This window comes from Niastella sp. (assembly GCF_045805085.1).
GTDB lineage: Bacteria > Bacteroidota > Bacteroidia > Chitinophagales > Chitinophagaceae > Niastella.
This window is the reverse complement of the sequence record NZ_JBJMLX010000264.1, coordinates 12828-35837: the sequence shown is the minus strand read 5'-3', so window position 1 is coordinate 35837 and position 23010 is coordinate 12828. Positions and strand designations below refer to the sequence as shown.

The window sequence follows — 23010 nt, the reverse complement described above, 5'->3', positions numbered from 1 at the left end:
AACTCCCCGGCTTTTCACAAATGTACTCCTTTTCCCGCGGTTTTCCATTATAGTATCACAATACTATAATTGGCCATTATAGTACTGGAATACTATATTGGGCCATTATAGTATTCCAGTACTATATTCACTTTTTTGCATTTTTACGCCAAAAACGTAAAAAGTGAATAGGGCCACTGCAAAAAAATAACCCTTCCCGATGTATCGGGAAGGGTTATCCATATATAACTTCCGGTTATTTTTAGTAGCGGTAGTGCTCTGGCTTAAATGGCCCTTCTTTGGGTATACCCAGGTAAGAAGACTGCTCGTTGGTCAGTTCATCCAGCTCAACACCGATCTTTTTCAGGTGCAAACGGGCAACTTTTTCATCGAGGTGTTTAGGCAGAACGTACACTTTATTTTCGTAGTTCTTGTTGTTTGTCCACAGCTCTAATTGGGCCAGCGTTTGGTTGGTAAATGAATTACTCATTACAAAGCTGGGGTGGCCAGTGGCGCAACCAAGGTTCACTAAGCGGCCTTCAGCCAGCAAAATAACATCCTTTCCATCGATGCTGTATAGGTCTACCTGAGGTTTAATGGTGTCTTTGGTATTTCCGTAGTTGTTATTCAACCAGGCAACGTCAATTTCAATATCAAAGTGGCCAATGTTACAAACAATGGCTTTATCCTTCATAGCACGGAAGTGCTTTTCAGTGATCAGGTCGCGGCAGCCGGAAGCGGTAACAATGATATCAGCTTCTTTAACAGCATCAACCATCTTTTTAACTTCAAAGCCATCCATAGCAGCCTGTAAAGCGCATATAGGATCAATTTCGGTAACGATCACGCGGCAACCTGAACCTGCCAGTGAAGCGGCAGAACCTTTGCCTACGTCGCCATAACCACCTACAACAGCTACTTTACCAGCCAGCATAACATCGGTAGCACGGCGGATAGCATCCACCAGGCTCTCTTTACAACCGTATTTGTTATCGAACTTTGACTTGGTAACTGAGTCGTTTACGTTGATGGCAGGAATGGGTAAAGTACCTTTTGCCATTCTTTCGTACAGGCGGTGAACACCGGTAGTGGTTTCTTCGCTCAAACCTCTGATGTGCTGAACCAGCTCAGGGTATTTATCAAATACGATGTTGGTAAGGTCGCCACCATCGTCGAGGATCATATTCAGCGGGCGGTCGGCGCCACCAAAGAACAGGGTTTGTTCAATGCACCAGTCAGCTTCTTCCAGTGTTTGGCCTTTCCAGGCATATACGCCAATACCGGCAGCAGCAATAGCAGCAGCGGCATGGTCCTGGGTGGAGAAGATGTTGCAAGAGCTCCATTTAACCTCTGCGCCTAAAGCGATCAGGGTTTCAATAAGCACCGCAGTTTGAATGGTCATATGTAAGCAACCTGCAATACGGGCGCCTTTTAAAGGTTGTGACGCTCCATATTCTGCACGCAACGCCATCAAACCCGGCATTTCTGCTTCTGCAAGGCGAATTTCTTTACGACCCCATTCTGCAAGGCTGATATCTTTAACCTTATAAGGAAGTGAAAAATCAATGTTTTTGCTGATAGTAGACATATCTGATTGAATATTTATTTCGGCCGCAAAACTACAATTTTAAGTATAAAACTCAATATAAATCCCCGTTATTAATGGGTGTGGGTTTGGGCCGGTATTTTAACAAAGTGTTTTAAACCATCTTTTTAGTGAGATCGGCTACTGTTTTCTTTTCAAGAATGCGCAGGTTGGCGTCCCGAACCAGTACCATCATGTCGTGCAGCCCGCACTGCTTTTCATCACAGTTTTTACAACGCTCATAAAAGTAAAGGCTTACACAGGGCAGCATGGCTATGGGCCCATCTATTAAGCGAACAATTTTAGCCAGGGGAATGTCTTTGGGCGATTCTTTAAAGAAATACCCACCGCCTTTTCCTTTCTTGCTCTCGAGAATACCGGCTTTTTTCAGTTCCAGCAAGATGTTTTCCAGAAACTTGAGGGGAATGCGTTTCTTTTTTGATATTTCCGCAATAAGAATGGGTTCATTTTCTTTTTTATCAGCCATATACATCAAGGCCTTAAAGGCATACTGGGCTTTCTTGGATAGCATGTATTTTCTTATTTAAACACGTAAAGTCGTCCCGACCTGGGTCGGGGATTATAAGGCCGTAAGATAAAATAATTTATTTATCCTCCACTATGTTAAATGGATGGGTGTATAAGTCCCTGTTAACCGGTATTTGCCAATCCATGCTGCCCGGGAACCTTTATCTTATTATAACCAGTTTATGGTTATAAGCATACTTTATAAGCCCTATTACGCTGTTTGTTTTGGTTTTACGGAAGATGTTCTTGCGATGCGTTTCAACCGTCCGTTCGCTGATGAACAGCCTTTCGGCAATCTGCTTATTGCTGTATTCCTGTTCAATAAGACGAATGACTTCCAACTCCCGGCCGGTAAGGTGGGATTGTTCGGGCGTTACTTTTCTGAGGCGGACAGTAGGATTAGGCATTTCTTTCAGCGTTTTATCGGTTGAGTAAATTTTCTCTATCATATTTTCCAGTGCTTTGGTTATGCTATGTTTATCAATGCTTTTTAGTACATACCCCGTTATGGAACCTTCTTCTATCATGGTATTTACAATGTTATGCTGCTCCTTTTCGAACAAGGCAACCATTTTTACCTGGGGAAATAGCTCTTTTACTTTGTTGACCAGCTCGTGCCCCGTGCGGTATAGCATGGTGATGTCTGCAAACAAGATATCAACGGGTGTACAGGCCATCTGCCGGAGCAGCTCATTGGGGTTGGTGGTTATAATAACAGCTTTGAAATATTCATTTCTTTGTAACAGGGTCAGCAATCCGTCGATTACCGTCTGGTGATCTTCTGCAATAGCCATGCGAATTATATTTCGTTTCATGTCTGGCAGGTTAAGGCCCTAATAGTCAGGTGTATCAAATCTTCTGCCACTGCCTGTAAAAGAAAGAGGCCTGGCTGCAAAGGAGGTAAATAACAGAACGAAGGCGGGAGGACCAGCGGATGTTTTTCCAATTCCAATGTGTGGGAAAGAAGGAAAGGTATAAGCGTATGTAGGATGATCCGGTTTACAGTAGTTCATGTAGCAGTAGTTTGGTAAATCTTACCATAATTTACTTAATTACCCAACAAAAAAGTACAACCGGAATAAAAATTGAGCAATGTCAAATTTCGTATAAGGCAAAAGATGAAACCGCCGGTGAATGGTAAAGTAAATGCAATCCGGTTTTTCAGCTATTATGATTCAAAAAATGACGGTTTTTATAAGTGAATTTTTAAAAAAAACGGGGTTTCCGTTATAAAAAGCAAATAACCCCGTTAGTACGGGGTTATTTACCTATATATAATATTTTAAGTATTTGAAAGGCTGTTATAATCCAAGCACATCGTTCATGGTGAAAATACCTTTTTTATTTTGAAGAAATTCAGCGGCCAATACTGCGCCGGAAGCAAACCCCTTGCGGTTGTGAGCGGTATGTTTTATCTCAATATCGTCAATTTCCGATTTGTATGTGATCGTATGCGTGCCGGGAGCCGGGTCCTCACGTTCACTGATGATCGGCAGTTCCGACGGGTTATTGGTGGCCTCGTTCACCCACTTCTTCTTTTGGCTTATTGAGCCCATAATGCCTTCGGCCAGTGTAATGGCTGTACCACTGGGCGCATCTTTCTTTTGGGTGTGGTGAAGCTCTGTGATCGATACCTGGTATTCCGGATGGGGAGCTATGAGATCAGCCAGCATTTTATTGATGGCAAAGAAAATATTTACGCCTACACTGAAGTTACTGGCATATAACAGCGCGCCGTTCTTTTTAGTACAATGCTCTTTTGCTTCGTTAAACCGTTGCAACCAGCCGGTAGAACCGCTTACCACAGGTACACCTGCATCCAGGCATCTGATAACATTGTCAAAAGCTACTTCAGGACCGGTAAATTCAATAGCTACATCGGCCTTCTTTATATTTTCGATGGTATTATCTCCTATGTTCTCAATACCTACTTTTAAAACTATTTCATGGCCACGTTGCAAGGCGATCTCCTCAATGGCATGGCCCATTTTTCCATATCCTATTAAAGCTATTTTCATCTCTTTGAAGTTAGTTGAACGCGTAAGATTTACAGGGGTGCTAAGTTATCGCTTTTGTGCGATTATCTATCGGCAAACTTGAACACCAGGCTTATACCAATGCTATGGGGCGATGTAATAGCCGGCTTTATTTGCATGGCGAGATTATCGTTTACATTAAAACCTTTCAGGTGGGCGTCAACAGTGGCATCCACAACATTTAACCCCCATAACAGCAGGGTGAATAAAATGGAGTAGTCCATGTCTTTGCGGTACTCGTTACGATAGTTAGCCAGAGAATTTGTTGATCGGCGCTCAACAAGATATTGCATCTTGGGATCTACCTTGTCAAACATGTCCGGGTAGGTGGGATCTGTCGGATCAAGATTAGCAACCGTTATTGCGTATTGAATTTTGTGATATATCCCTCTGTTATAGATGTAAGAATAAATAGGGATGCCTACAGCAGCCCAGGCGAGAGGAACTTTCCAGTATTTTTTGTTGTAAGCCTGGCCAAGTCCGGGGAGAATAGCCGACAAAATAGCCGCCTTGCGTGGTTCGTAAACGCGCTTACCTGTAGAATCGTACTTATATACCCAGTTGCTCTGCTTCACTTTCGAACTGGCCACCACTTTACCTGTAGGTTCTTTTACTATGAGACTATCTTTATGCTGAGACAATGCCAGCACGGGTATACATAGGATAAGCACAATAACAAAGAAAACATGTTTCATGCAGGCGAACTTAAGCCGAGACACCGATTTGATCTAATATCTTATTCAGTTCCTGGATAGAATAGTATTCGATCGAAATAGCTCCGTGCCCGTTTTTATTATGATTTAATCTAACCTTGGTACTGAAATGTGTTGCTAAGTTATCTTCAATTTTTTTATATGCAGGAGGGAGGGAACTTTTTACCGATTCTTTAACGCCGGCAGCGGTACCGCTCTTGTACATTTTTCTAACCAGGTCTTCGGTTTGCCTAACCGACAGGCTGCGGCTTCTGATCTCGTTGTATATGAATAACTGTTTATCTACTGTGTCTACATTGATCAGTGCGCGGGCATGTCCCATGCTGATCTCGTTCTTGCGTACAGCTACCTGAATATCGGGGGGTAATTTAAGCAGGCGAATATAGTTGGCAACGGTGCTTCTTTCCTTACCCATGCGTTCGGCCACCTGTTCCTGCGTATGGTTCAGTTCTTCCATCATCCGCTTATAGCTGAGGGCTATCTCAACGGCATTCAGGTCTTCACGTTGCAGGTTTTCGAGCAGGGCCAGCTCCAGCAGTTCCTGGTCGTTTGCCTGGCGAATATAGGCCGGTACATCAACCAACCCGGCAATTTTAGAAGCGCGCCACCGGCGTTCGCCCGAAATAAGGCGGTATTTGCCGCCGGCTATCTGGGAAACGGTAATGGGTTGCACAATGTCGTGCAACTTTATAGAAGAAGCCAGTTCCTGCAAAGCCTGTTCGTCAAAATCATGACGGGGCTGGCGGGGATTGGGTTCAATTTGATCAACGGGAATGCGTGCAGTGGCAACAACTGTTTCAGCAACATCTTTTTTCAGGTTGCCGGCCGCGTTTTTCAGATCAGAATCAATATTCTGCAACAGGGAACGAATTCCCTTACCCAGCGCGTCTTTATTTTGTTTGGGGGTGGTCATTGATTGTATATGGTTTTTTGTTTTGGATCATGTCAGCTGTTTTGATCCCACCTGATTATTCTAATATCCGTTCTTCCTGCTTGATCTTCGTCATGTCGTTCTTTTGCAGGATCTCTTTGGCCAGGTTCAGATAGTTGACAGCCCCTTTACTTTGACCATCATACAAAATCACCGGTTTTCCAACGCTGGGCGCCTCGCTGATGCGGGCATTGCGGTGGATAATTGTATCAAACACCATTTCGTCAAAATGTTTGCGCACCTCATTTACCACCTGTGTGCACAGGCGCAAACGGCCGTCGTACATAGTCATTAATATCCCTTCAATAGCAAGATCAGGATTTAAACGGCTTTGAACGATCTTAATTGTGTTTAATAATTTGCCAAGACCTTCCAATGCAAAAAATTCTGCCTGTACCGGAACCATTACCGAATCAGCAGCGGTAAGGGCGTTCACAGTTATTAAACCAAGTGAAGGCGAACAGTCGATGATGATAAAATCGTACTGCTCTCTCACCGGCTCCAGTATGTTCTTTAATACACCTTCGCGGTTGGGATAATTAATCATCTCAATTTCAGCACCAACCAGATCAATGTGCGACGGAATGATATCCAGGTTGGGAATTTCTGACTTTAAAATCACATCTTTCCCCGGGGTACCGTTTACCATGCAGTCGTACAAGCTCGTTTGAATATTGTGCAGATCAAAACCTACACCGCTGGTACTATTGGCCTGCGGATCGGCATCTACCAATAATGTTTTGAACTCCAGAACGGCCAGGCTGGCCGCCAGGTTGATGGCGGAAGTAGTTTTCCCAACTCCCCCTTTTTGATTGGCTACTCCAATTACTCGGGCCATAGTGATTAATTACATTCCTCTACCTGCATCTGCAGGTCATTGGATTTTTTAAATTGGTTTCACTTACATCGGCTGCGACCTCGTAAAAACACGAAAAATCAGTACAGTCCATTCGTCTTTTCCGGTATTCAAACCGTATAAAGGGCAAAATTCGGTGACAATATACTTATTTACCGCATTCAATACAGTCGGCAGGGCCGATAGTGAATAAAATTGTATTAACTCCCCAATAAAAAGCATCCCCCAAAAAATGGAGGATGCCCAAATTGGAACGCAAAATTATTACATTAGGTTTATTATCAGCATTTAATGTTTTAATATTTTAAAAGCCGTTGTTTTTCGCCGTTTTTAGCGAAAAATACTCCGGAAAAGCCGACGGATCGCCTGGTTCATTCCTAATGCTTCATTTCCACGGTTTCGCCGATTTTGGGCAAATGCAGTACACAGCTGGTATCGGCAAAAGCTTTTTTGGCGGCGTTATGGTCAATTTTAATATAGCCAAAAGTATCGTAATGTACCCCGATGATCTGCTGGCATTTGATCAGGGCGGCGCAACGCACGGCATCTTCCACATCCATGGTAAAGTTGGAGCCTATGGGCAACACGGCAAAGTTCAATTCAGCCCAGGTAGGCACCAGTTGCATATCCAGCGTAAGCGCAGTATCGCCACTGTAATAGAAATTCCCTGCTTCTGAGGTCACAATAAAACCAACAGGGTTACCGCCATAAGAACCATCAGGTAAGTTAGAGGAGTGTTGGGCAACCACCATTCTCACGCTAAAGTCGCCAAAGTTCCATTTACCACCGGTATTCATGGGGTGAACGTTGGTTACGCCCTGTTTGCCCAGCCATTCGTAAATTTCCCAGTTGCATACCACTTTGGCCCCGGTACGTTTGGCAATGCTTATCAGATCGGCAGTATGATCGGCATGGCCATGCGAAACCAGGATGTAATCAGCTTCCACAGTATCGGCGTTCACCACTTTATTGGCTAATTCGTTGGGCGTAATAAATGGATCGAATAACAGTTTTGTACCTTTGATCTCAACGGAGAAGCAGGAGTGCCCGTAATAAGTAAAATTCATGTAGTATGTTTTCGCAAACATACAATCCATGAACCAAATACAAGAACCAACCCCTTTATTCCAACGTTATTAATACAATGAGTGACATATATACCATCGTTTCCGGAACCAACAGACCGGGAAGTAATACCGAAAAAGTTGCCCGGCATTATCAACAGGTTTTAAAATCAAAGAACATTGCCCCGAATTTCCTTTCCCTGGAAGGTTGGAAGTACATTGATAAAACACCTGAGTTCGTACAGCTGGAAAATGACATTTTAGTACCTACCAATAAATTCATCTTTATAGTGCCCGAATACAACGGCAGCATACCCGGGGTGTTAAAGCTTATGTTCGATATTTCAGATTACAAAAAAACATGGTGGGGCAAAAAGGCCCTGCTTACCGGCGTGGCCACCGGCCGGGGCGGCAATTTGCGTGGCCTGGAGCATTTAACAAGTATTTTACATTATCTGCGGGTGGTGGTTTATCCCAATAAACTGCCTATATCATTGGTGCATAATCTTATGGATGGCAGCACCGGCGATTTTCACGATGCCGGCACCCTGCGCGCCATCGATATGCAGGTGGATGAATTTTTACAATTTTAGTGCAGTTGGTTCGTCTACGCTATTAGTAACAATCAAAGACAATCATGCGTAATTCAGGTTTTATCTTTTTTCTGCTGGGATTAATGGCCTTACTGGATATTTATGTTTTCCAGGTTTTGCAGGTGATACTGCCTGCCTCTTCAAAGGCCCGGCTGGCGATTATTATAGGGTATTGGGTTATTTCGGTATCAGCCATGCTGTATGTGTTTTCAATGCCTTACATCAATCATGACAACTGGCCGCGCTGGGTGGTTACCTATACGCGGGCCATCGTATTCGGACTGATATTATCTAAATTATTAGCCTCCCTGTTTTTTGCGGTAGATGATATTCGCCGGGCCGGCACCTGGGTAATTGGGAAGATGGTACAAAAACCAGCCGAGGTTGCCCAAAGTGGGGCGGGAATTTCCCGTTCGGTGTTTCTGAGCTGGCTGGGTTTGGCTGTGGGTGGAACCGTTTTCAGTACACTCGTGTATGGTTTCGGTAATAAATACCGCTACCATGTAAACCGCTTACGGATGAGTTTTAAGAACCTGCCTGCGGGGTTCAAAGGCATGCGCATCGTGCACATCTCCGATATTCACAGCGGCAGTTTTACCGATAAGGAAGCCGTTGAAAAAGGCATTAAAAAGATCCTGAAAGAAAAGCCCGATATGATCCTGTTTACCGGCGACCTGGTAAACGACCGGGCTTCTGAAATGAAGGATTATATGGACGTGTTCAGCAAGCTGAAGGCGCCCATGGGCGTGTATTCAACGCTGGGCAATCACGATTATGGCGATTATGTTCGATGGGAGAGTGTTGAAGCCAAAAAAGAAAACCTGGAGCAATTGAAACTGGTTCATAAAAACATGGGCTGGCGCCTGCTGATGAATGAACATGTGGTGTTGGAAAAAGGGGGCGACCGCATTGCCTTGTTAGGGATCGAGAACTGGAGCGCCAAAGGCAATTTCGGCCGCTATGGTAAAATGGAGGAAGCTTATCCCGGTTCGGAACAACATCCCTTCAAAATACTCATGAGCCACGACCCCAGCCATTGGGATGCGGAAGTGCGCACTAAATATGGTGACATCGATCTTACATTAGCTGGTCATACCCACGGCATGCAATTCGGGCTTGAATTGCCCGGTTTTAAATGGAGCCCTGTTCAGTATATGTATAAGCAATGGGCGGGTTTGTACGAAGCCGGTGAACAGAAATTATATGTGAACCGGGGCTATGGATTTATCGGTTATCCTGGCAGGATAGGTATTTTGCCGGAAATAACAGTGATAGAGTTGAGTTGAAAAAGTTGATAAAGTTGACAAGTTGATAGGGTTGACAATCACTCCCCATTCACGATAAAGAAAGGACTGTCGGTTTTACCCAGACAGTCCTTTTTTAGTAAGCAGGTTTTTTAAGGGCTTCAGAAGTAGCTGTATAGGGCTTAACCATGCTATGGAGCCGTACGGATTATTACAGGTTACGGATTGAAATGATCTTGAACCAGGTTTGGTTGTCCGGTAAGGGTAAAAAAGGGGTAAAATAAGAGACCAGCTAAAATGCTATTTGCTACTTTACGGTTCGGGTTGTTATAGATGAAAAGTTCGTTTACGAGCGTGGGCCAACGTAAACCCATTTTAGCCAGTCTCCTTTCAGAATACTAAATCAGACCTTAACCAATGAACTCATTAGGGTTATTTACTATGCCAGGGGCATTTCTACGGTAAAGGGAAAAGGAAATTTCTACGATGTCAGGGATTAGGGGAAAACTATTTAAAATAAATTGATTACTAATTTATTTCATTCGGTTGTTCTTAGGGTGTTCTTTCGTATTGACCACACAAATTTACGTTGTAAAAGCCCCCTTCATCGATTTGTTTCGATGAACCAGGCTAACCTATAGCCGAATGAGCGGAAATTTACGGTGAAGCCGGTGAATGGTCAACCGTTAATGGTGAATGAGTTCTCGTAATTCTACGCTTGCTAATAATTCGAGGTTTCACGATCGCGAGCTATTCACCATTGACCACTGACCATTGACCATTCAGAAAACTTTGGCGTTCAATAGTTGATTTACTTCCTGTAAGAGCAGGTGTTTGTAGTCGTGCAGTTTATTAAACCCGGAGGAGAGGGTGGAGGCTGCTGCCTGTTTAGTGGCCAGTTTTTCCAGCTTTTCCAGTTGTTGAAAGAAAGGCGTGTTTTTGCCCAGGATGGAAACGGTTGATTGTATATGATGGGCGAGGGTAGCTACCTGTTTATGATCTTTTTGGTCTACTGCGTTTTTAAGGGCTTCCATTTCGCCCGGGAACTGTTTCAGGAACTGTTTTATGATGGTTTTCAAAAACTCTCCATTGCCCATTACCATATCTTCTAAAAAGTTAAGATCGATGTAATGCAGCTCGTTTTTGAGCGATTCAAGATTGGAATCCCGGTCGCCGTCGAGGTATTTTTTAAGCAGGGAAAACAATTCCTTTTCATGAATGGGTTTTGAAATATAATCGTTCATGCCATAGCTTATACATTTTTCCCGTTCACCGGCCAACGCATGCGCCGTCATGGCAATTATGGGAATATCGCTTTTCAGTTCTTTTCGAATAGCCTGTGCAGTGGCATAGCCATCCATCAGCGGCATTTGAATATCCAGCAGCACCAGGTTAAAGGTGGAGCGTTGTAACCATTCAATGGCTCTGGCGCCGTTATCGGCTAACTGGTAATTCACTTTCCAGCTTTCGAAGGTGAATTTTATCAGCAGCTGGTTCATGGAGTTGTCTTCCACCACCAGGATATGAGCGTCTGGGAAGGCGCCGGCCATTATGGTTGTTGTATCGCTCAGGGATGCAGGCAATGGCTCGCCCACTGGCACCAGTGAATAGGTAATGTCGAATATAAATTCAGTGCCTTTGCCCTGTTCGCTTTCCACGGTGATATTTCCACCCTGCAGCTCTACCAGGTTCCTGACAATAGAAAGGCCCAAACCGGTTCCGCCATATTTGCGCGTAGTATCTGTTTCGCCCTGTTGAAACCGTTCAAAAATGGGTTCCAGTTTATCGGCGGGAATACCAATACCACTGTCTTTAACTGAAAACCGTAATCGTACGGCTTCATTTTGTTGGTCCGGGGCGGTAATGTTGATGGAGATGCCGCCTTTTTGCGTGAACTTGATGGCATTGCTGATAAGGTTGACCATTATTTGAGTAAGCCGAACCGCATCGCCGGTGAGGGTATCGGGAATATTATCCTGGATGTATAACGAAAAAGAAAGGTTCTTCTCCCGCGCTTTGTGATAGAACATGGTTTCAATAGAACTGCAAAGCCCGCGCAAACTGAACGGGTTCTTTTCAATGCGCAACATACCGGCTTCTATCTTGGAAATATCAAGAATGTCATTGATGATAGTAAGCAGGTTTTCACTGGCTGATTGTATCAGGTTCACAAACTGCTGTTGTTCCTCCGTCATTGTTGTTTTTTGTATCAGGTTGGTAAAGCCAATAACCGAGTTGATAGGCGTTCTTATTTCATGGCTCATATTGGCCAGGAACTGTTCTTTTACATTGGCCGATTCAATGGCCTGTTGCCGCGCTTCTTTTAACGCCGTTTCAGCTTTTTGTTGTTGGGTAATGTCGAAAATGGTTGAGCGGCTCGATACATAATTACCATCCGCATCGTATACGGCAATGGAGTTCAACACTACCGGAAAGGTTTGACCGGTTTTGGTACGCATGGTTAGCCGGCGTTCGCTTACCGAACCGTTTTTCTTAAAGGTGGAAAAATTCTCCCGTACGCTTTTGGCGGTTTCTTCATCAAGTAAGTCGTACACGAATAGTTTACCTATCACTTCTTCTCTCGTATACCCCAGCCATTTTAATTCAGTATCATTGATGGCAACAATATGTGCTTCATGATCTACAGAATGATAACCACAGGGAGCATTGTTGTACAGGTCCTGTATGTCGGCAGAGATGCGTTCTATGTTCAGCCGGGCTTCTGTTTCGTTTTTATTAGCCTGTTCCAGCTCCCGTATCAGTTTATGCTGTTGGAGTATATGGCGAATAACCAGCATGGATAAAATTACAATGCCCGAGAGACCGAGTATGGTCAATAAGCGGCTGATGATTAAAACATACAGGGTGCGTTTTCGGTTCTGCGAAATACCAGCCTGCAACTCGTCATATAGTTCTTTTTCCAACTGCATGGACAGGTCGGTAATACTGTCGCGCAGAATGGTGCCCGCTTTGCTGGAAATTCTTTTTTCCGCCTGCGCTTTTCCAAAGCCGGTATATACCTGAATGATTTCGTGGGTGGTAAGTATCCTTTTTTCAATCAACGAAGCCAGGGTGGTGAATGACGCCTGGTTATACTGGTTCATGGATGCTTTTTGTAAACCTTCCAGGTCGTGTTTTAATAAATTGAGGGTATCCTCAACGCCAACTATAAAATTGCTATCGCCGGTAATTACAAAGCCACGTACGCGGCTTTCGGTAAGTATAACATTCTTGACAATGTTCTGCAGTTTGTTATGTAAATGAAATGACTCGATGGCTTCGCGGCTGGCAGAGCGGGATTTGCTAATGATCCGCTCAGTGTTGAGTTGAAGAATGATGCCAGTTGCAATAAAGACCACCGAAAACGCAATACTGTAGAGAATAAGCCTGTTAGGTTTTATGTTTCTTTTCATGGTAACTGATGCTACCTCAGTTAACCTAACCTTAACCATGGGAACGGACGAGTTGCTACGCTAATCAAACTTTGTGTGCATGTTTGACCGTTAGTTATGCACATTAACTACTGCAATTTAAATATAATATTACAATAACTTTATTTTCTGTATCAATTTAGAGCGATAACTTTCGGCAACCGGTATAGGGGTATTGATGATATTTACGACGCCATCCTCAATAGAATCTATTTTATCGAGCGAGATGATATAACTACGATGAACACGCATCAACCGCACTGACTTCAGTTTTTCTTCCACCGCTTTAAGCGTAGTATGTACGATATGCCATTGGCTTTCGGTTCGTATTTTTACATAATCACCCATAGCCTCGATCCATAATATTTCTTCGAGCCGTAATTTTTTCAGCATATTGTTATCCCTGATAAAAAGATAGTCGTCCGGAGCGGCTGTTATTTCTTCTTCGTCCCGGGATAGAATATCCTGCACTTTGTCGATGGCCTGCATCAGTCGGGATAAATTCACCGGTTTTACCAGGTAATCCACCACATTCAGGTCAAAAGCTTCAACGGCGTAATCCTTTTTTGAAGTAGTGAGGATGGCAAGGGTTTTTTTGGGTAATATTTTCAACAGCTCAATACCGGTCATTCCCGGCATTTCTATGTCTAAAAGAACCAAATCAGGCGGATTGGCCGTAATATTGCGATGGGCTTCAATGGCATCTTTACATTCGCCGGTAACCTGTAACCTTCCGGTTTGTAGCACCAGTTGGCGTAAAGTAAGCCTCGACAGGTCGTTATCGTCAACTATCAAACAGGTTATCATAGCGTAATGGTAATATAAGTTAAGGTACTATAAGTTAGCAAAAAATTAGTAATGATTAAACCGGCAGCCATTTTTTTAATCTCATCTTCGTTGTGTACACCGCGAACCCCGTACGCTGCCAGTAGACTATTTAGCAAACGTATGAAGAAATTGCTCGTTCTGATTGTTTTAGTGGTTGCTATGCAGCCGGCTTTTTCCCAGAACGGGGGAAAGCTGGATTCATTATTTTCAAAGGGCGACACCACAGCCATCCTGGATTCATTATTAAAGGACTTTGATTCTTATCTGGACAGTTTAGCGGGCAACAAAAGCTTTTTTACCATTAATACAGGTATAGGTACCGGGTATTTTAGTTTTAATGAAAAGAATTCCGTTACGGTAAATACCCAAAAGAAGCTGATCTTTTTTCCTGCTGTTGGGTATTTTCATAAATCAGGTTTGGGCATTTCTGCCTCGGCGTTTGCCCTGTTGCATAACGGGATGAATTTTTACCAGTATTCATTCAGTCCCTCGTACGACAGGATAAAAAAGAGTTATTCCACTGGCATCGCTTATACAAGGTACTTCACCAAAGATTCGCTTGATTTTTATACGACGCCTATCCAGAATGAATTTTTTGCTTATTTCTCTTATAAGAAATGGTGGGTGCGGCCAACCCTGAGCCTGAGTTACGGCTGGGGTAGCAAGGAAGAAATTCAAAAAAGAGAAGCAACCCGCCTGGCCCGCTTACTGGAAGGAAGGCGCCGTTATTTTGTAAAGACCACCACTTCGGTAAGCGATTTTTCAGCCACCATTTCGCTTCGTAAAGATATTGACTGGTACGGTGTACTGTTTAAACGGGATAATGTAACGTTAACACCTATTGCCATGTTGAATGCCGGCACCCAAACCTATGGTTTTAATACCTCTTATTCATATAACTTTTCGCCGGTGCGTGCCAATTCCTTACCCAGTAACAACGACATCAGCGACAATTCGCAATTTGCGTTTCAGTCGGCTTGTTTCGCGCTCAGGGGAAGTTATTTAAAAGGCAGGTTCCTGTTGCAGTCGCAGGTACTGTTCGATTATTACCTGCTGGATGTGCAGGACCCCAATTCCAAATTGAATACCGTTTACTCCATAACAGCTGGATTGAGTTTTTAGTGATTGATTTTTAAGCATTTCTTCACGCAGCTGTTAAGGTTAATTAACAGCCGGGGGTGAACCTTGGCATGTAAGTTGAAATTCTATACAATGAACCAATAAAATCAACAAGTATGAAACTAAAATCCCTGGCATTATTAACTATTGCTTCAACATTGACTTCGCTTTCATTTGCACAAGGAGGGGGAGGATTTCATATTGGTGCAAAAGCCGGAGCCAACATCTTTAAAATAGATGGCACATCGATGAAAGATGAATTTAATTTTGGATATAACGTGGGCGCATTTGCCGAAATAAAGTTTAATAAAGAGTGGGGTATTCAACCAGAAGTAATGTGGAACCAAACCAATTACCGTACTGGTGAACATTTCAGTGATATTTATAATACGGAAGGTGGTGTAAATAATTTTAAAGGAAAGCTGAATTATTTAAGCATTCCTGTCCTGTTAAGCTACAGTCCGGCCAAGATCATCTCTTTTCAGCTTGGTCCGCAGTTTGGGGTGCTGCTTAACCAGGATAAAAGCCTTGTAAAGAATGGAGAGGAAGCCTTTAAAAAGGGCGATTTCTCCGCGCTGGGCGGTGTGCAGTTGAACCTCGGTGGCCTAAAAGTAGGCGGCCGTTATGTAATAGGGCTGAACAATATCAATGATATTGATGATAAGGAAAAATGGAAAAACCAGGGATTCCAGGTGTATATAGGAGCAAGATTTTTATAAGTAAGTCCTCAATAATGTAAAAGAGCCCTGCCGATCATCGGGAGGGCTCTTTTATTAAGCTCGATTATCTTAAGTCGTTATTTGTACGAATAAGCAAAGCCTTTTTTGATAGACTGGGTAGACCATCTGCTGTCTTTTTCGCTTGTAAGCAAAATGAACGGTGCGCCTAATTCAGCAGCTTCTTTTTTCAATCTTTCCATAGATTTTTTGTCGGCATTACCAGCTGTACGGTAAGAAAGCATACCAGCTGTTTTACCTTTGATCTCTCCTTGTCTTTTAAGACCTACAGTGGCAGCTACATCTTCCAGGATAACCACTTTTTCCCAATCATCTTTGCTGGAAACAACAATCTTTTCAGTGATATCTTCCTTACGGCCACTGCCATACTCAATTTTTGCAATAGCGTATTTGGCTATTGTTTGTTCTGCTGTCTCATTGGGATAGGTAAAGGTAACAGTGAATTCGGCAACTTTGATGATCTTAACATCCAGCTTTTCACCGGTATGTTTATACATTTTGTCTTGGGCAAAGGTTACGATAGTTGCAAACAGGGCAACCATTAGCATGATAGATTTGCGCATGGGAGGGTGTTTTTTAAGCTAGAATTATGTTTTTGGTTAAAATAAATGCCAAATTTAACGTTAATCTGCGTATGATATTGTGAATTTGCTCAATTTTTATGCGCAATAGGGCGTTTAACAATCCTGGTTAATGGTATACCCGTAATACTAATATTTAATATCAGAGATCTGACTTCATCCTCTTCCAGGCATTTATCAAACCATTGGTAGATGAATCGTGGTTGCTTACAGGTTTGTCGTTCTGCAACTCAGGTAAAATATTGTTGGCAAGTTGTTTCCCCAATTCCACGCCCCACTGGTCAAAACTGAATATATTCCAGATAACGCCCTGTACAAAGATCTTGTGTTCGTATAAGGCTATCAGCTGACCCAGTGTGTAGGGGGTGATCTTTTTAATCAGGAATGAATTGGTTGGCCGGTTGCCGGTAAACTCTTTAAACGGCACCAGGGCTTTTATTTCTTCAGCCGATTTGCCTGCCTTTAATAACTCAGCTTCTGCTTCCACTTCGGTTTTACCATTCATCAGCGCTTCTGTTTGCGCAAAGAAGTTCGATAACAGTTTGGCATGGTGATCACCAATAGGGTTATGGCTGTTGGCCGGCGCAATAAAATCGCAGGGGATCAGCAACGTGCCCTGGTGTATTAACTGGTAAAACGCATGCTGGCCATTAGTGCCCGGTTCGCCCCAGATAACAGGACCGGTATTGTACCGAACCGGTTTGCCTCTGCGGTCAACACTTTTCCCATTGCTTTCCATGTTGCCCTGTTGAAAATAAGCGGCAAAGCGGTGCATGTACTGGTCGTATGGTAAAATGGCTTCTGTCTGGCTCTCGAAAAAGTTGGTGTACCAAAGGCCTATAAGGGCCATGATAACCGGAATGTTTTTTTCGAAAGGTGTAGTGCGGAAATGGTTGTCGGTTGAATGTGCGCCTTTTAAAAGCGATTCAAAATGCTCAAAACCGATGGTTAATGCAATGGATAAACCAATAGCGCTCCATAAGGAGTAGCGGCCGCCTACCCAGTCCCAGAATTCGAACATATTGGCTTTATCGATACCGAATTTCACCACTTCTTTTTCATTGGTGCTAAGCGCCACAAAATGCTTGGCGATATAGCTTTCCTCACCGGCTGCATCGAGGAACCATTGGCGTGCCGTATGCGCATTGGTCATGGTTTCCTGAGTGGTGAATGTTTTGGAGGCAACGAGGAACAGGGTTTCCTGTGGGGTAACCTTCCGCAGCGTTTCAACAATATGAGTAGCATCAACATTTGATACGTAAAAAACCTGGATGTCTTTTTTCCAGTAAGGTTTCAGCGCTTCGGTAACCATATAAGGGCCCAGGTCGCTGCCGCCAATACCAATGTTAACGATGTATTTTATTTTGCTACCGGTGTAGCCCGTCCATTCGCCGCTGTGAATGCGCTCGCAGAACTGTTTCATTTGCTGCAATACCTGGTGTATCTGGGGCATCACATTTTTGCCTTCAGAATATACAGGTTCGTTGCCCATGTTGCGCAGGGCGGTATGCAGCACCGATCTGCCTTCAGTTTCGTTAATTACATCGCCGGTGAACATGGCCTCGATGGCATCGGACAGTTTGCATTCCTCTGCCAGATCGAGCAGCAACGACATGGTTTTTGCGTTGATGCGGTTCTTGGAGTAATCGAACAATATATCTTCAAACGAAATGGAAAAGTTGTTGAATCTATCCGGGTCATCGGCAAACAATTCGCGCAAATGCGTTTCGGAGATCTTCTTGTAATGGCGTTCCAGTTTGTCCCATGCGTCTGTCTGGTGAGGCTTGATCTTTGGTAACATACTTGATTGAATTAGGTCCAAAAGTACTTGTTTTTTTATTGCTGTTAGCTGGTAAACCATTGACGATTGACCATTCACGGATCACATTTGTAAATTAAGAACAGTGTCCACCACGTATTGCACCATGTCGGGTGTTATGCCCAAATGCAGTACCATCCTGATCTGTGTAGGGGAAATGGGGATCGCCAGGATGTTCTTTTCCTTTAACGCCGCCGCTACCTGGGCTGCCTGAAAAGGTGGTTGTATTTCAAAGATGATGATGTTGGTCTCTACAGGTAATAAACCGTCTGTAAACGTTGTCTTAATAAGGTTCGACGCAATTTCCCGGGCATTTTCGTGGTCCTGCTGTAAGCGGATGATGTTATTTTTAAGGGCATACACGCCGCAGGCAGCCATATAACCCGCCTGGCGCATGCCGCCGCCAAACACTTTACGCACCCGTCTTGCCTTTTTAATGAAGGCCTGGCTGCCTGTCAGAATGCTTCCAATGGGACATCCCAATCCTTTGTTTAAACAAACCGAAATGCTATGGAACAATTCCCCATATTGTTTGGGTGATTCGTTGCGGGCCACAATAGCATTGAACAAACGGGCCCCATCGAGGTGCAGGGAAAGATTGTTATTATCACAAACGGCGCGAATGTGTTGTATCTCCTGCAGATCATAACAACTGCCGCCGCCGCGGTTGGAGGTATTTTCAAGGCAAACCAGTGAGGTGTGCGCTTTATGAACGTCATCAGGATTAATAGCAGCGGCTACCTGTTCGGCGGTGATGCGTCCCCGGTTGCCGGGGAGCAGCCTCGATTGCACGCCTGAATTGAAAGCCATACCGCCGCCTTCATATTGATACACATGCGCGGTTTGATCGCAGATCACTTCATCGCCCGGTTGCGTATGCACTTTAATGGCAATCTGGTTGCTCATGGTGCCGGTAGGGCAGTACAGGGCTGCTTCCATGCCAAACAATTCGGCAGCCATGGTTTCCAGCAAATTTACGGTAGCATCTTCCCCAAAAACATCATCCCCGACATGCGCTCTTAACATAGCGTCCATCATTTCCGACGTTGGTTGGGTAACTGTATCCGATCTTAAGTCAACTATCATGGGAATTTTATATTAAATCATAAATGTAAAATGTTGAAGTGAAAATTCAATGAGCAATTTGAAAACCGTTACAGGTTTCAGGTTGCAGGTTGCAAGGCTTTGGCTTAAATCTGTATTCCCTGAAGCCTGCTACTACCACTTAACCTGCAATATTTTTATTTAACATGAAATTAAACTTAGGCTATCAACGGCCTTCATAGTAGCGCACTTTACCAATACAATTTTTACACTTTAAAAGAACACTCATGAAATGTAGAATTTCAGCAGCTATTGCTATGCTCTTACTGATGGCTTTATCGATGGGCTCCTGTAAAAAAGACGACAGTACGCAAACCCCTGTAAGCGATATGGAAGCACAAACCATTAGTCAGGAAGACGCTACCGCCGAAGGTGAATATGACGATGTTACCGAAATGGGACTGGCAGCCGGCGCCGATTTACAGAGTGGCGCAGTGGATAATGGCCGGATAGCAACCGATGGCAACACCGCACGTATTCGCATTGACCTGTTTGTTAACCTGGCACTGAAACTGGGTCCTGGTGTTATAATTACTGCTGAACCTAACGACACCACTTTCCCTAAAACTGTTACGGTAAATTATGGCGATGGTACAGTTTGCCGTGATGGTAAAGTAAGAAAAGGTAAAGTAATATTGAACTTCTCTGCACCTATCCGCAAACCAGGTGCTGTACTCACTGTTACATTACAGGATTACTACGTAAATAAGGCGCATATTGAAGGCGTAAAAACCATTACCAACCTCACCGCAAACGGCACTGTAAAGTATTCGGTTAATATTGCTGGCGGTAAAGTAACCTGGCCAAACGGAAGAGGATTTACATATGTAGGCACAAAAACAGTTACGCAAATTGATGGTGCTGCCACTGCTACCTGTTCTGATGATGTGTATTCAACTGAGGTTAACACCACCATCAAATATGCTAATGGCATCACTGTAACCAAGAGCACAGAGTCTCCGTTAATTAAACCGGTAGCCTGTCAGTGGATAGCAAAAGGCAAGCTGAAAATAACCATCAACAATCGTGTATTGTATGTTGATTTTGGTACAACCGGTGATTGTGATAATAGCGCATTATTGATATGGGCCAACGGCCAGGTAGAAATTACCCTGCCATAGAAAGGGACCATGATCCGTATCGCGAAAATTAAAGACCCTCCCCCCGGCTGAGCCAGGGGGAGGGTTAATGTTTTTACGGGGTGTACGATCAGCTATTGAACTTGTTTTTGCTGGGCATCAAAATCAAAATCGGGTTGTTGGGCGGCAGCAAAAGCAGCGGGATCACCATAAGGGCCTATGTATCGTGCATCGCCAAAAGCAAGCAGGGGATAAAAAACAACCCCTAATAAAAGCAGGCCAACTGTGTAGCCTTCGTCTTTACCAAAGCTTTTCGACAGCATATTTACCGCCATAACTATGAAAACGATATTTACTACAGGAATGCACATCAGCAGCAACCACCACCAGGGCTTTCCTATAATTTTCATCATAATGAAATTATTGTATACAGGGATAAGAACTTCCCAACCGGGGCGGCCGGCTTTTTCAAAAATTTTCCAATAGGTAATCACGAAGAAAATTACAATGGCAAATACAAAGATGAATAGAAAGATAAAGGCGCCTACCATAGTTTAGTCGGTTTTAGATTAGAAATATGAACAGCTAAAAATGTGAATAATTTTTAGTATTTGCAAGTTTTAGGGGCAGTAATCAATTGCAGATGGGTGGGGGAAATTGTCATACCGACTGTTGCTAAACAGATTTGCCAGGTGATTAGCACATTTTTGTACATGGCCGTATTCTGTCATGTGCAATAAAAAAGCCCTCCGATGCATCGGAGAGCCTTTATTATGTAATACAAATGAATTAAGCTAAACTAATTACATCAAATACGACTAATAAGGAGAATATAACCGGAATAAGCCACAGTGCGAATGTGATGAAGGCCAGTATACAAAGCAGCAGTGATACCAGGGTGTTAATGGTCAATTCTTTTTCTTTGATCCATACCCCTAATGGTGGTATAAGAATGGCGAAAATGACAGCCAGAACCAGTCTGACATCATCGTCCATTTCTCTTTTTCCTCTTCTTTGTGCCTTAAACGCTTTAAAAGCCTTCTTGGCTTCTTTCAGGCGGCTTTTCTTCTCGCTCTTCGACAGGTTCTTGAAATCATCGAGCGCAGACTTTACTTCAGGATCTGGTTCAGCTGTAGCTGTTGTTGCAGCTGGCTGGCTGGCAGGAGCCGGTTCGCTGGCCATAGCTGGTAAACTGGCCGCGGATACAGACGATGCCGAAACAGATACCACAAACAGTAACGACAGGAATTGGGTAGTGATCTTTTTCATATTATCCATTTTGGTAAGGCAAATATAATGAGGAATTTTTCAGATAGTTGCATCACATGCAATTTAAAGACCAGATATTCTATTCAGTTCCGGTAAGTAATGTCAAATTACCCCCATAATATTCCCATCCCTTACATTTGTTTTGGGAACAAACATAAAAAACGGTTACCATTGTGTTGGAAAAGGCCTGGTGATAGCGATTGCAGGTTATGTATGACAGTTAGAGCGGAACTGCATACACCATAAGAAAAGATTATTATTGCAAATACAATTTTTGTAGAAAATATATACCATGGCTGGCTTAAGCAAATATTACAGAAAGAAAGGGGAGGTGGAGCAGACGATCACGGCATTCTGGCAATGGTTCATTGACAATGAGCACCGGTTCCGGGGGCTTGAAAAGAATGATTCTGATCAGGCTTTGTCGTTTTTGGAGGATCTTATTCAGCACATGCAACCATATAATCCTTATCTTAAAGCATTGGCCGGCCCGGATAGTAATGGCAATTACGAACTCATCATTACTGCCGATGGCGATATTGCTTTGTTTTGTAAAGTGGAAGACCTGGTAAACGCAGCGCCCACGGTCAGCAACTGGGTGTTTACAGCGCATAAACCTGCACTTGGATTTGAAGGCATCAGCATAGACCTGTATGGCCTTCAATTCACAACCGATACTACCAGCTTTTATCCTATTGTACAGGAAAATTATCCCGACGAAGTAAGTATTGTGATCACACATTCAGGTTATGACAGTGAAATGGATGATCATTTTCAGGCCGGTGGTATGATCTATCTGGAAAACGGGTTGGGCGAGGTGAATACCGCTACCAAGATCGACAATTATGAAACCGGCGCCATACCTGCCCCTGATCAGGGCATTGAAGTGATACCGATCATAAAACTGAACGAATATTTAAGCTGGCGCGAGAAAGAATTTGTGGAGAAATATGAATCTGTTCCGGCCGAACGGCCCGATACATTTCATTTGCTGGAAGCCGAAGACCGGGATGGCAAAAAGATGTTGCTAACCGTTAATATGGAATGCAGGTATTGGGACAAAAAGCCGGCTTATTCCTGGTTATTACAGATAAATATAAATTTTACCGGCGATGAAAACGGGTTTCCGTTCGAGGAGCAATTAATGGTGTTGCAAACCCTGGAGGAGGAGCTATTCACCCTGCTGCCGGAAGATACAGCCATATTGGCCGGAAATAAAACCTACGACAACTGCAAGAATATTTACTTTTATGTAAGTGAATATAAAAACACGGCGGTTTTATTGAACCAGTACATTGAAAGTAAGGAAACCCCCTATGAGATCGTGTTCTTTATAAGAAGGGATAAATACTGGCGAACCATGGAGCAGTATTTCAATTTGCCTATTGAAGATTGAATAGTAACCTTTTCCAGCCATGTAATAAAAACGTTTTGGGTTGTGTAAACCGTTATATTTGAGCCATGCACGCCAAATGAATAGGGGTATACGTATATGCAATGTTTTTGTTATGAGT

At 43.5% G+C, this 23010-nt stretch carries 21 protein-coding genes; 6 read left to right on the top strand and 15 right to left on the bottom strand.

From position 1 onward, the window contains the following. Nucleotides 1–241: 241 nt before the first annotated feature. From ahcY to ACJ751_RS13790, 8 genes are all read right to left on the bottom strand, one after another. Nucleotides 242–1567 carry an adenosylhomocysteinase gene (gene ahcY / locus ACJ751_RS13825; protein ID WP_407746085.1) on the bottom strand — a complete coding sequence of 442 codons (1326 nt, stop codon included), beginning with the start codon at nt 1565–1567 and terminating at the stop codon, nt 242–244. A gap of 112 nt (nt 1568–1679) precedes the next feature. Further along, on the bottom strand, nt 1680–2096 hold the full coding sequence (locus ACJ751_RS13820) for an RrF2 family transcriptional regulator (protein WP_407746084.1): 417 nt from the start codon (nt 2094–2096) through the stop codon (nt 1680–1682). 157 nt (nt 2097–2253) lie between these two features. After that, nucleotides 2254–2907: a response regulator transcription factor gene (locus ACJ751_RS13815; protein ID WP_407746083.1), complete on the bottom strand. Its 654-nt coding sequence runs from the start codon at nt 2905–2907 to the stop codon at nt 2254–2256. 486 nt (nt 2908–3393) lie between these two features. Then, a complete protein-coding gene (dapB, locus tag ACJ751_RS13810) occupies nt 3394–4110 on the bottom strand; it encodes a 4-hydroxy-tetrahydrodipicolinate reductase (protein WP_407746082.1) in 717 nt (238 codons plus the stop codon). A 62-nt stretch (nt 4111–4172) separates the two neighbouring features. Beyond that, on the bottom strand, nt 4173–4823 hold the full coding sequence (locus tag ACJ751_RS13805) for a DUF5683 domain-containing protein (RefSeq protein ID WP_407746081.1): 651 nt from the start codon (nt 4821–4823) through the stop codon (nt 4173–4175). A 10-nt stretch (nt 4824–4833) separates the two neighbouring features. Next, a complete protein-coding gene (locus ACJ751_RS13800) occupies nt 4834–5754 on the bottom strand; it encodes a ParB/RepB/Spo0J family partition protein (RefSeq protein WP_407746080.1) in 921 nt (306 codons plus the stop codon). A 55-nt stretch (nt 5755–5809) separates the two neighbouring features. Beyond that, entirely contained in the window at nt 5810–6610 is an 801-nt protein-coding gene (locus ACJ751_RS13795; RefSeq protein WP_407746079.1) for a ParA family protein, read from the bottom strand. 395 nt (nt 6611–7005) lie between these two features. Continuing rightward, nucleotides 7006–7695: a metal-dependent hydrolase gene (locus ACJ751_RS13790; RefSeq protein WP_407746078.1), complete on the bottom strand. Its 690-nt coding sequence runs from the start codon at nt 7693–7695 to the stop codon at nt 7006–7008. A 77-nt stretch (nt 7696–7772) separates the two neighbouring features. Between ACJ751_RS13790 and ACJ751_RS13785 the strand changes: the two genes are divergently transcribed. Together ACJ751_RS13785 and ACJ751_RS13780 are read left to right on the top strand one after the other, a co-directional pair. Then, the gene (locus ACJ751_RS13785; RefSeq protein WP_407746077.1) at nt 7773–8285 is read left to right on the top strand and encodes an NADPH-dependent FMN reductase; all 513 of its coding nucleotides are present in this window, start codon (nt 7773–7775) and stop codon (nt 8283–8285) included. A 44-nt stretch (nt 8286–8329) separates the two neighbouring features. Continuing rightward, nucleotides 8330–9571, top strand: coding sequence for a metallophosphoesterase (locus ACJ751_RS13780; protein WP_407746076.1), 1242 nt, complete (start codon nt 8330–8332; stop codon nt 9569–9571). Nucleotides 9572–10311: 740 nt separating this feature from the next. Here ACJ751_RS13780 and ACJ751_RS13775 read toward each other — a convergent pair. Further along, entirely contained in the window at nt 10312–12942 is a 2631-nt protein-coding gene (locus ACJ751_RS13775) for an ATP-binding protein (protein WP_407746075.1), read from the bottom strand. Between the two features lie 129 nt (nt 12943–13071). Beyond that, on the bottom strand, nt 13072–13767 hold the full coding sequence (locus tag ACJ751_RS13770; protein ID WP_407746074.1) for a LytR/AlgR family response regulator transcription factor: 696 nt from the start codon (nt 13765–13767) through the stop codon (nt 13072–13074). A 141-nt stretch (nt 13768–13908) separates the two neighbouring features. Between ACJ751_RS13770 and ACJ751_RS13765 the strand changes: the two genes are divergently transcribed. Together ACJ751_RS13765 and ACJ751_RS13760 are read left to right on the top strand one after the other, a co-directional pair. Beyond that, a complete protein-coding gene (locus tag ACJ751_RS13765; protein WP_407746073.1) occupies nt 13909–14910 on the top strand; it encodes a hypothetical protein in 1002 nt (333 codons plus the stop codon). 113 nt (nt 14911–15023) lie between these two features. After that, the gene (locus ACJ751_RS13760) at nt 15024–15626 is read left to right on the top strand and encodes a porin family protein (RefSeq protein WP_407746072.1); all 603 of its coding nucleotides are present in this window, start codon (nt 15024–15026) and stop codon (nt 15624–15626) included. A gap of 77 nt (nt 15627–15703) precedes the next feature. On the opposite strand, the gene ACJ751_RS13755 is transcribed toward ACJ751_RS13760, so the two are convergent. The 3 genes from ACJ751_RS13755 to ACJ751_RS13745 form a co-directional block, all read right to left on the bottom strand. Next, entirely contained in the window at nt 15704–16207 is a 504-nt protein-coding gene (locus tag ACJ751_RS13755; protein WP_407746071.1) for a hypothetical protein, read from the bottom strand. Nucleotides 16208–16367: 160 nt separating this feature from the next. Next, nucleotides 16368–18026, bottom strand: a complete 1659-nt coding sequence (gene pgi, locus ACJ751_RS13750) for a glucose-6-phosphate isomerase (RefSeq protein ID WP_407746070.1) — start codon at nt 18024–18026, stop codon at nt 16368–16370. An 81-nt stretch (nt 18027–18107) separates the two neighbouring features. Next, nucleotides 18108–19130: a threonine aldolase family protein gene (locus ACJ751_RS13745; protein ID WP_407746069.1), complete on the bottom strand. Its 1023-nt coding sequence runs from the start codon at nt 19128–19130 to the stop codon at nt 18108–18110. Nucleotides 19131–19375: 245 nt separating this feature from the next. Here ACJ751_RS13745 and ACJ751_RS13740 point away from each other — a divergent pair, with 245 nt between their 5' ends. Continuing rightward, a complete protein-coding gene (locus ACJ751_RS13740; RefSeq protein ID WP_407746068.1) occupies nt 19376–20269 on the top strand; it encodes a hypothetical protein in 894 nt (297 codons plus the stop codon). Nucleotides 20270–20361: 92 nt separating this feature from the next. Here ACJ751_RS13740 and ACJ751_RS13735 read toward each other — a convergent pair whose 3' ends face one another. Continuing rightward, nucleotides 20362–20778 carry a DUF5684 domain-containing protein gene (locus ACJ751_RS13735; protein WP_407746067.1) on the bottom strand — a complete coding sequence of 139 codons (417 nt, stop codon included), beginning with the start codon at nt 20776–20778 and terminating at the stop codon, nt 20362–20364. Nucleotides 20779–21016: 238 nt separating this feature from the next. Further along, nucleotides 21017–21496 (bottom strand): YqaE/Pmp3 family membrane protein, encoded by a 480-nt coding sequence (locus ACJ751_RS13730; protein WP_407746066.1) that lies wholly within the window; start codon nt 21494–21496, stop codon nt 21017–21019. A gap of 292 nt (nt 21497–21788) precedes the next feature. Between ACJ751_RS13730 and ACJ751_RS13725 the strand changes: the two genes are divergently transcribed. Further along, nucleotides 21789–22892, top strand: a complete 1104-nt coding sequence (locus tag ACJ751_RS13725) for a DUF695 domain-containing protein (protein WP_407746065.1) — start codon at nt 21789–21791, stop codon at nt 22890–22892. Nucleotides 22893–23010 lie beyond the last annotated feature (118 nt).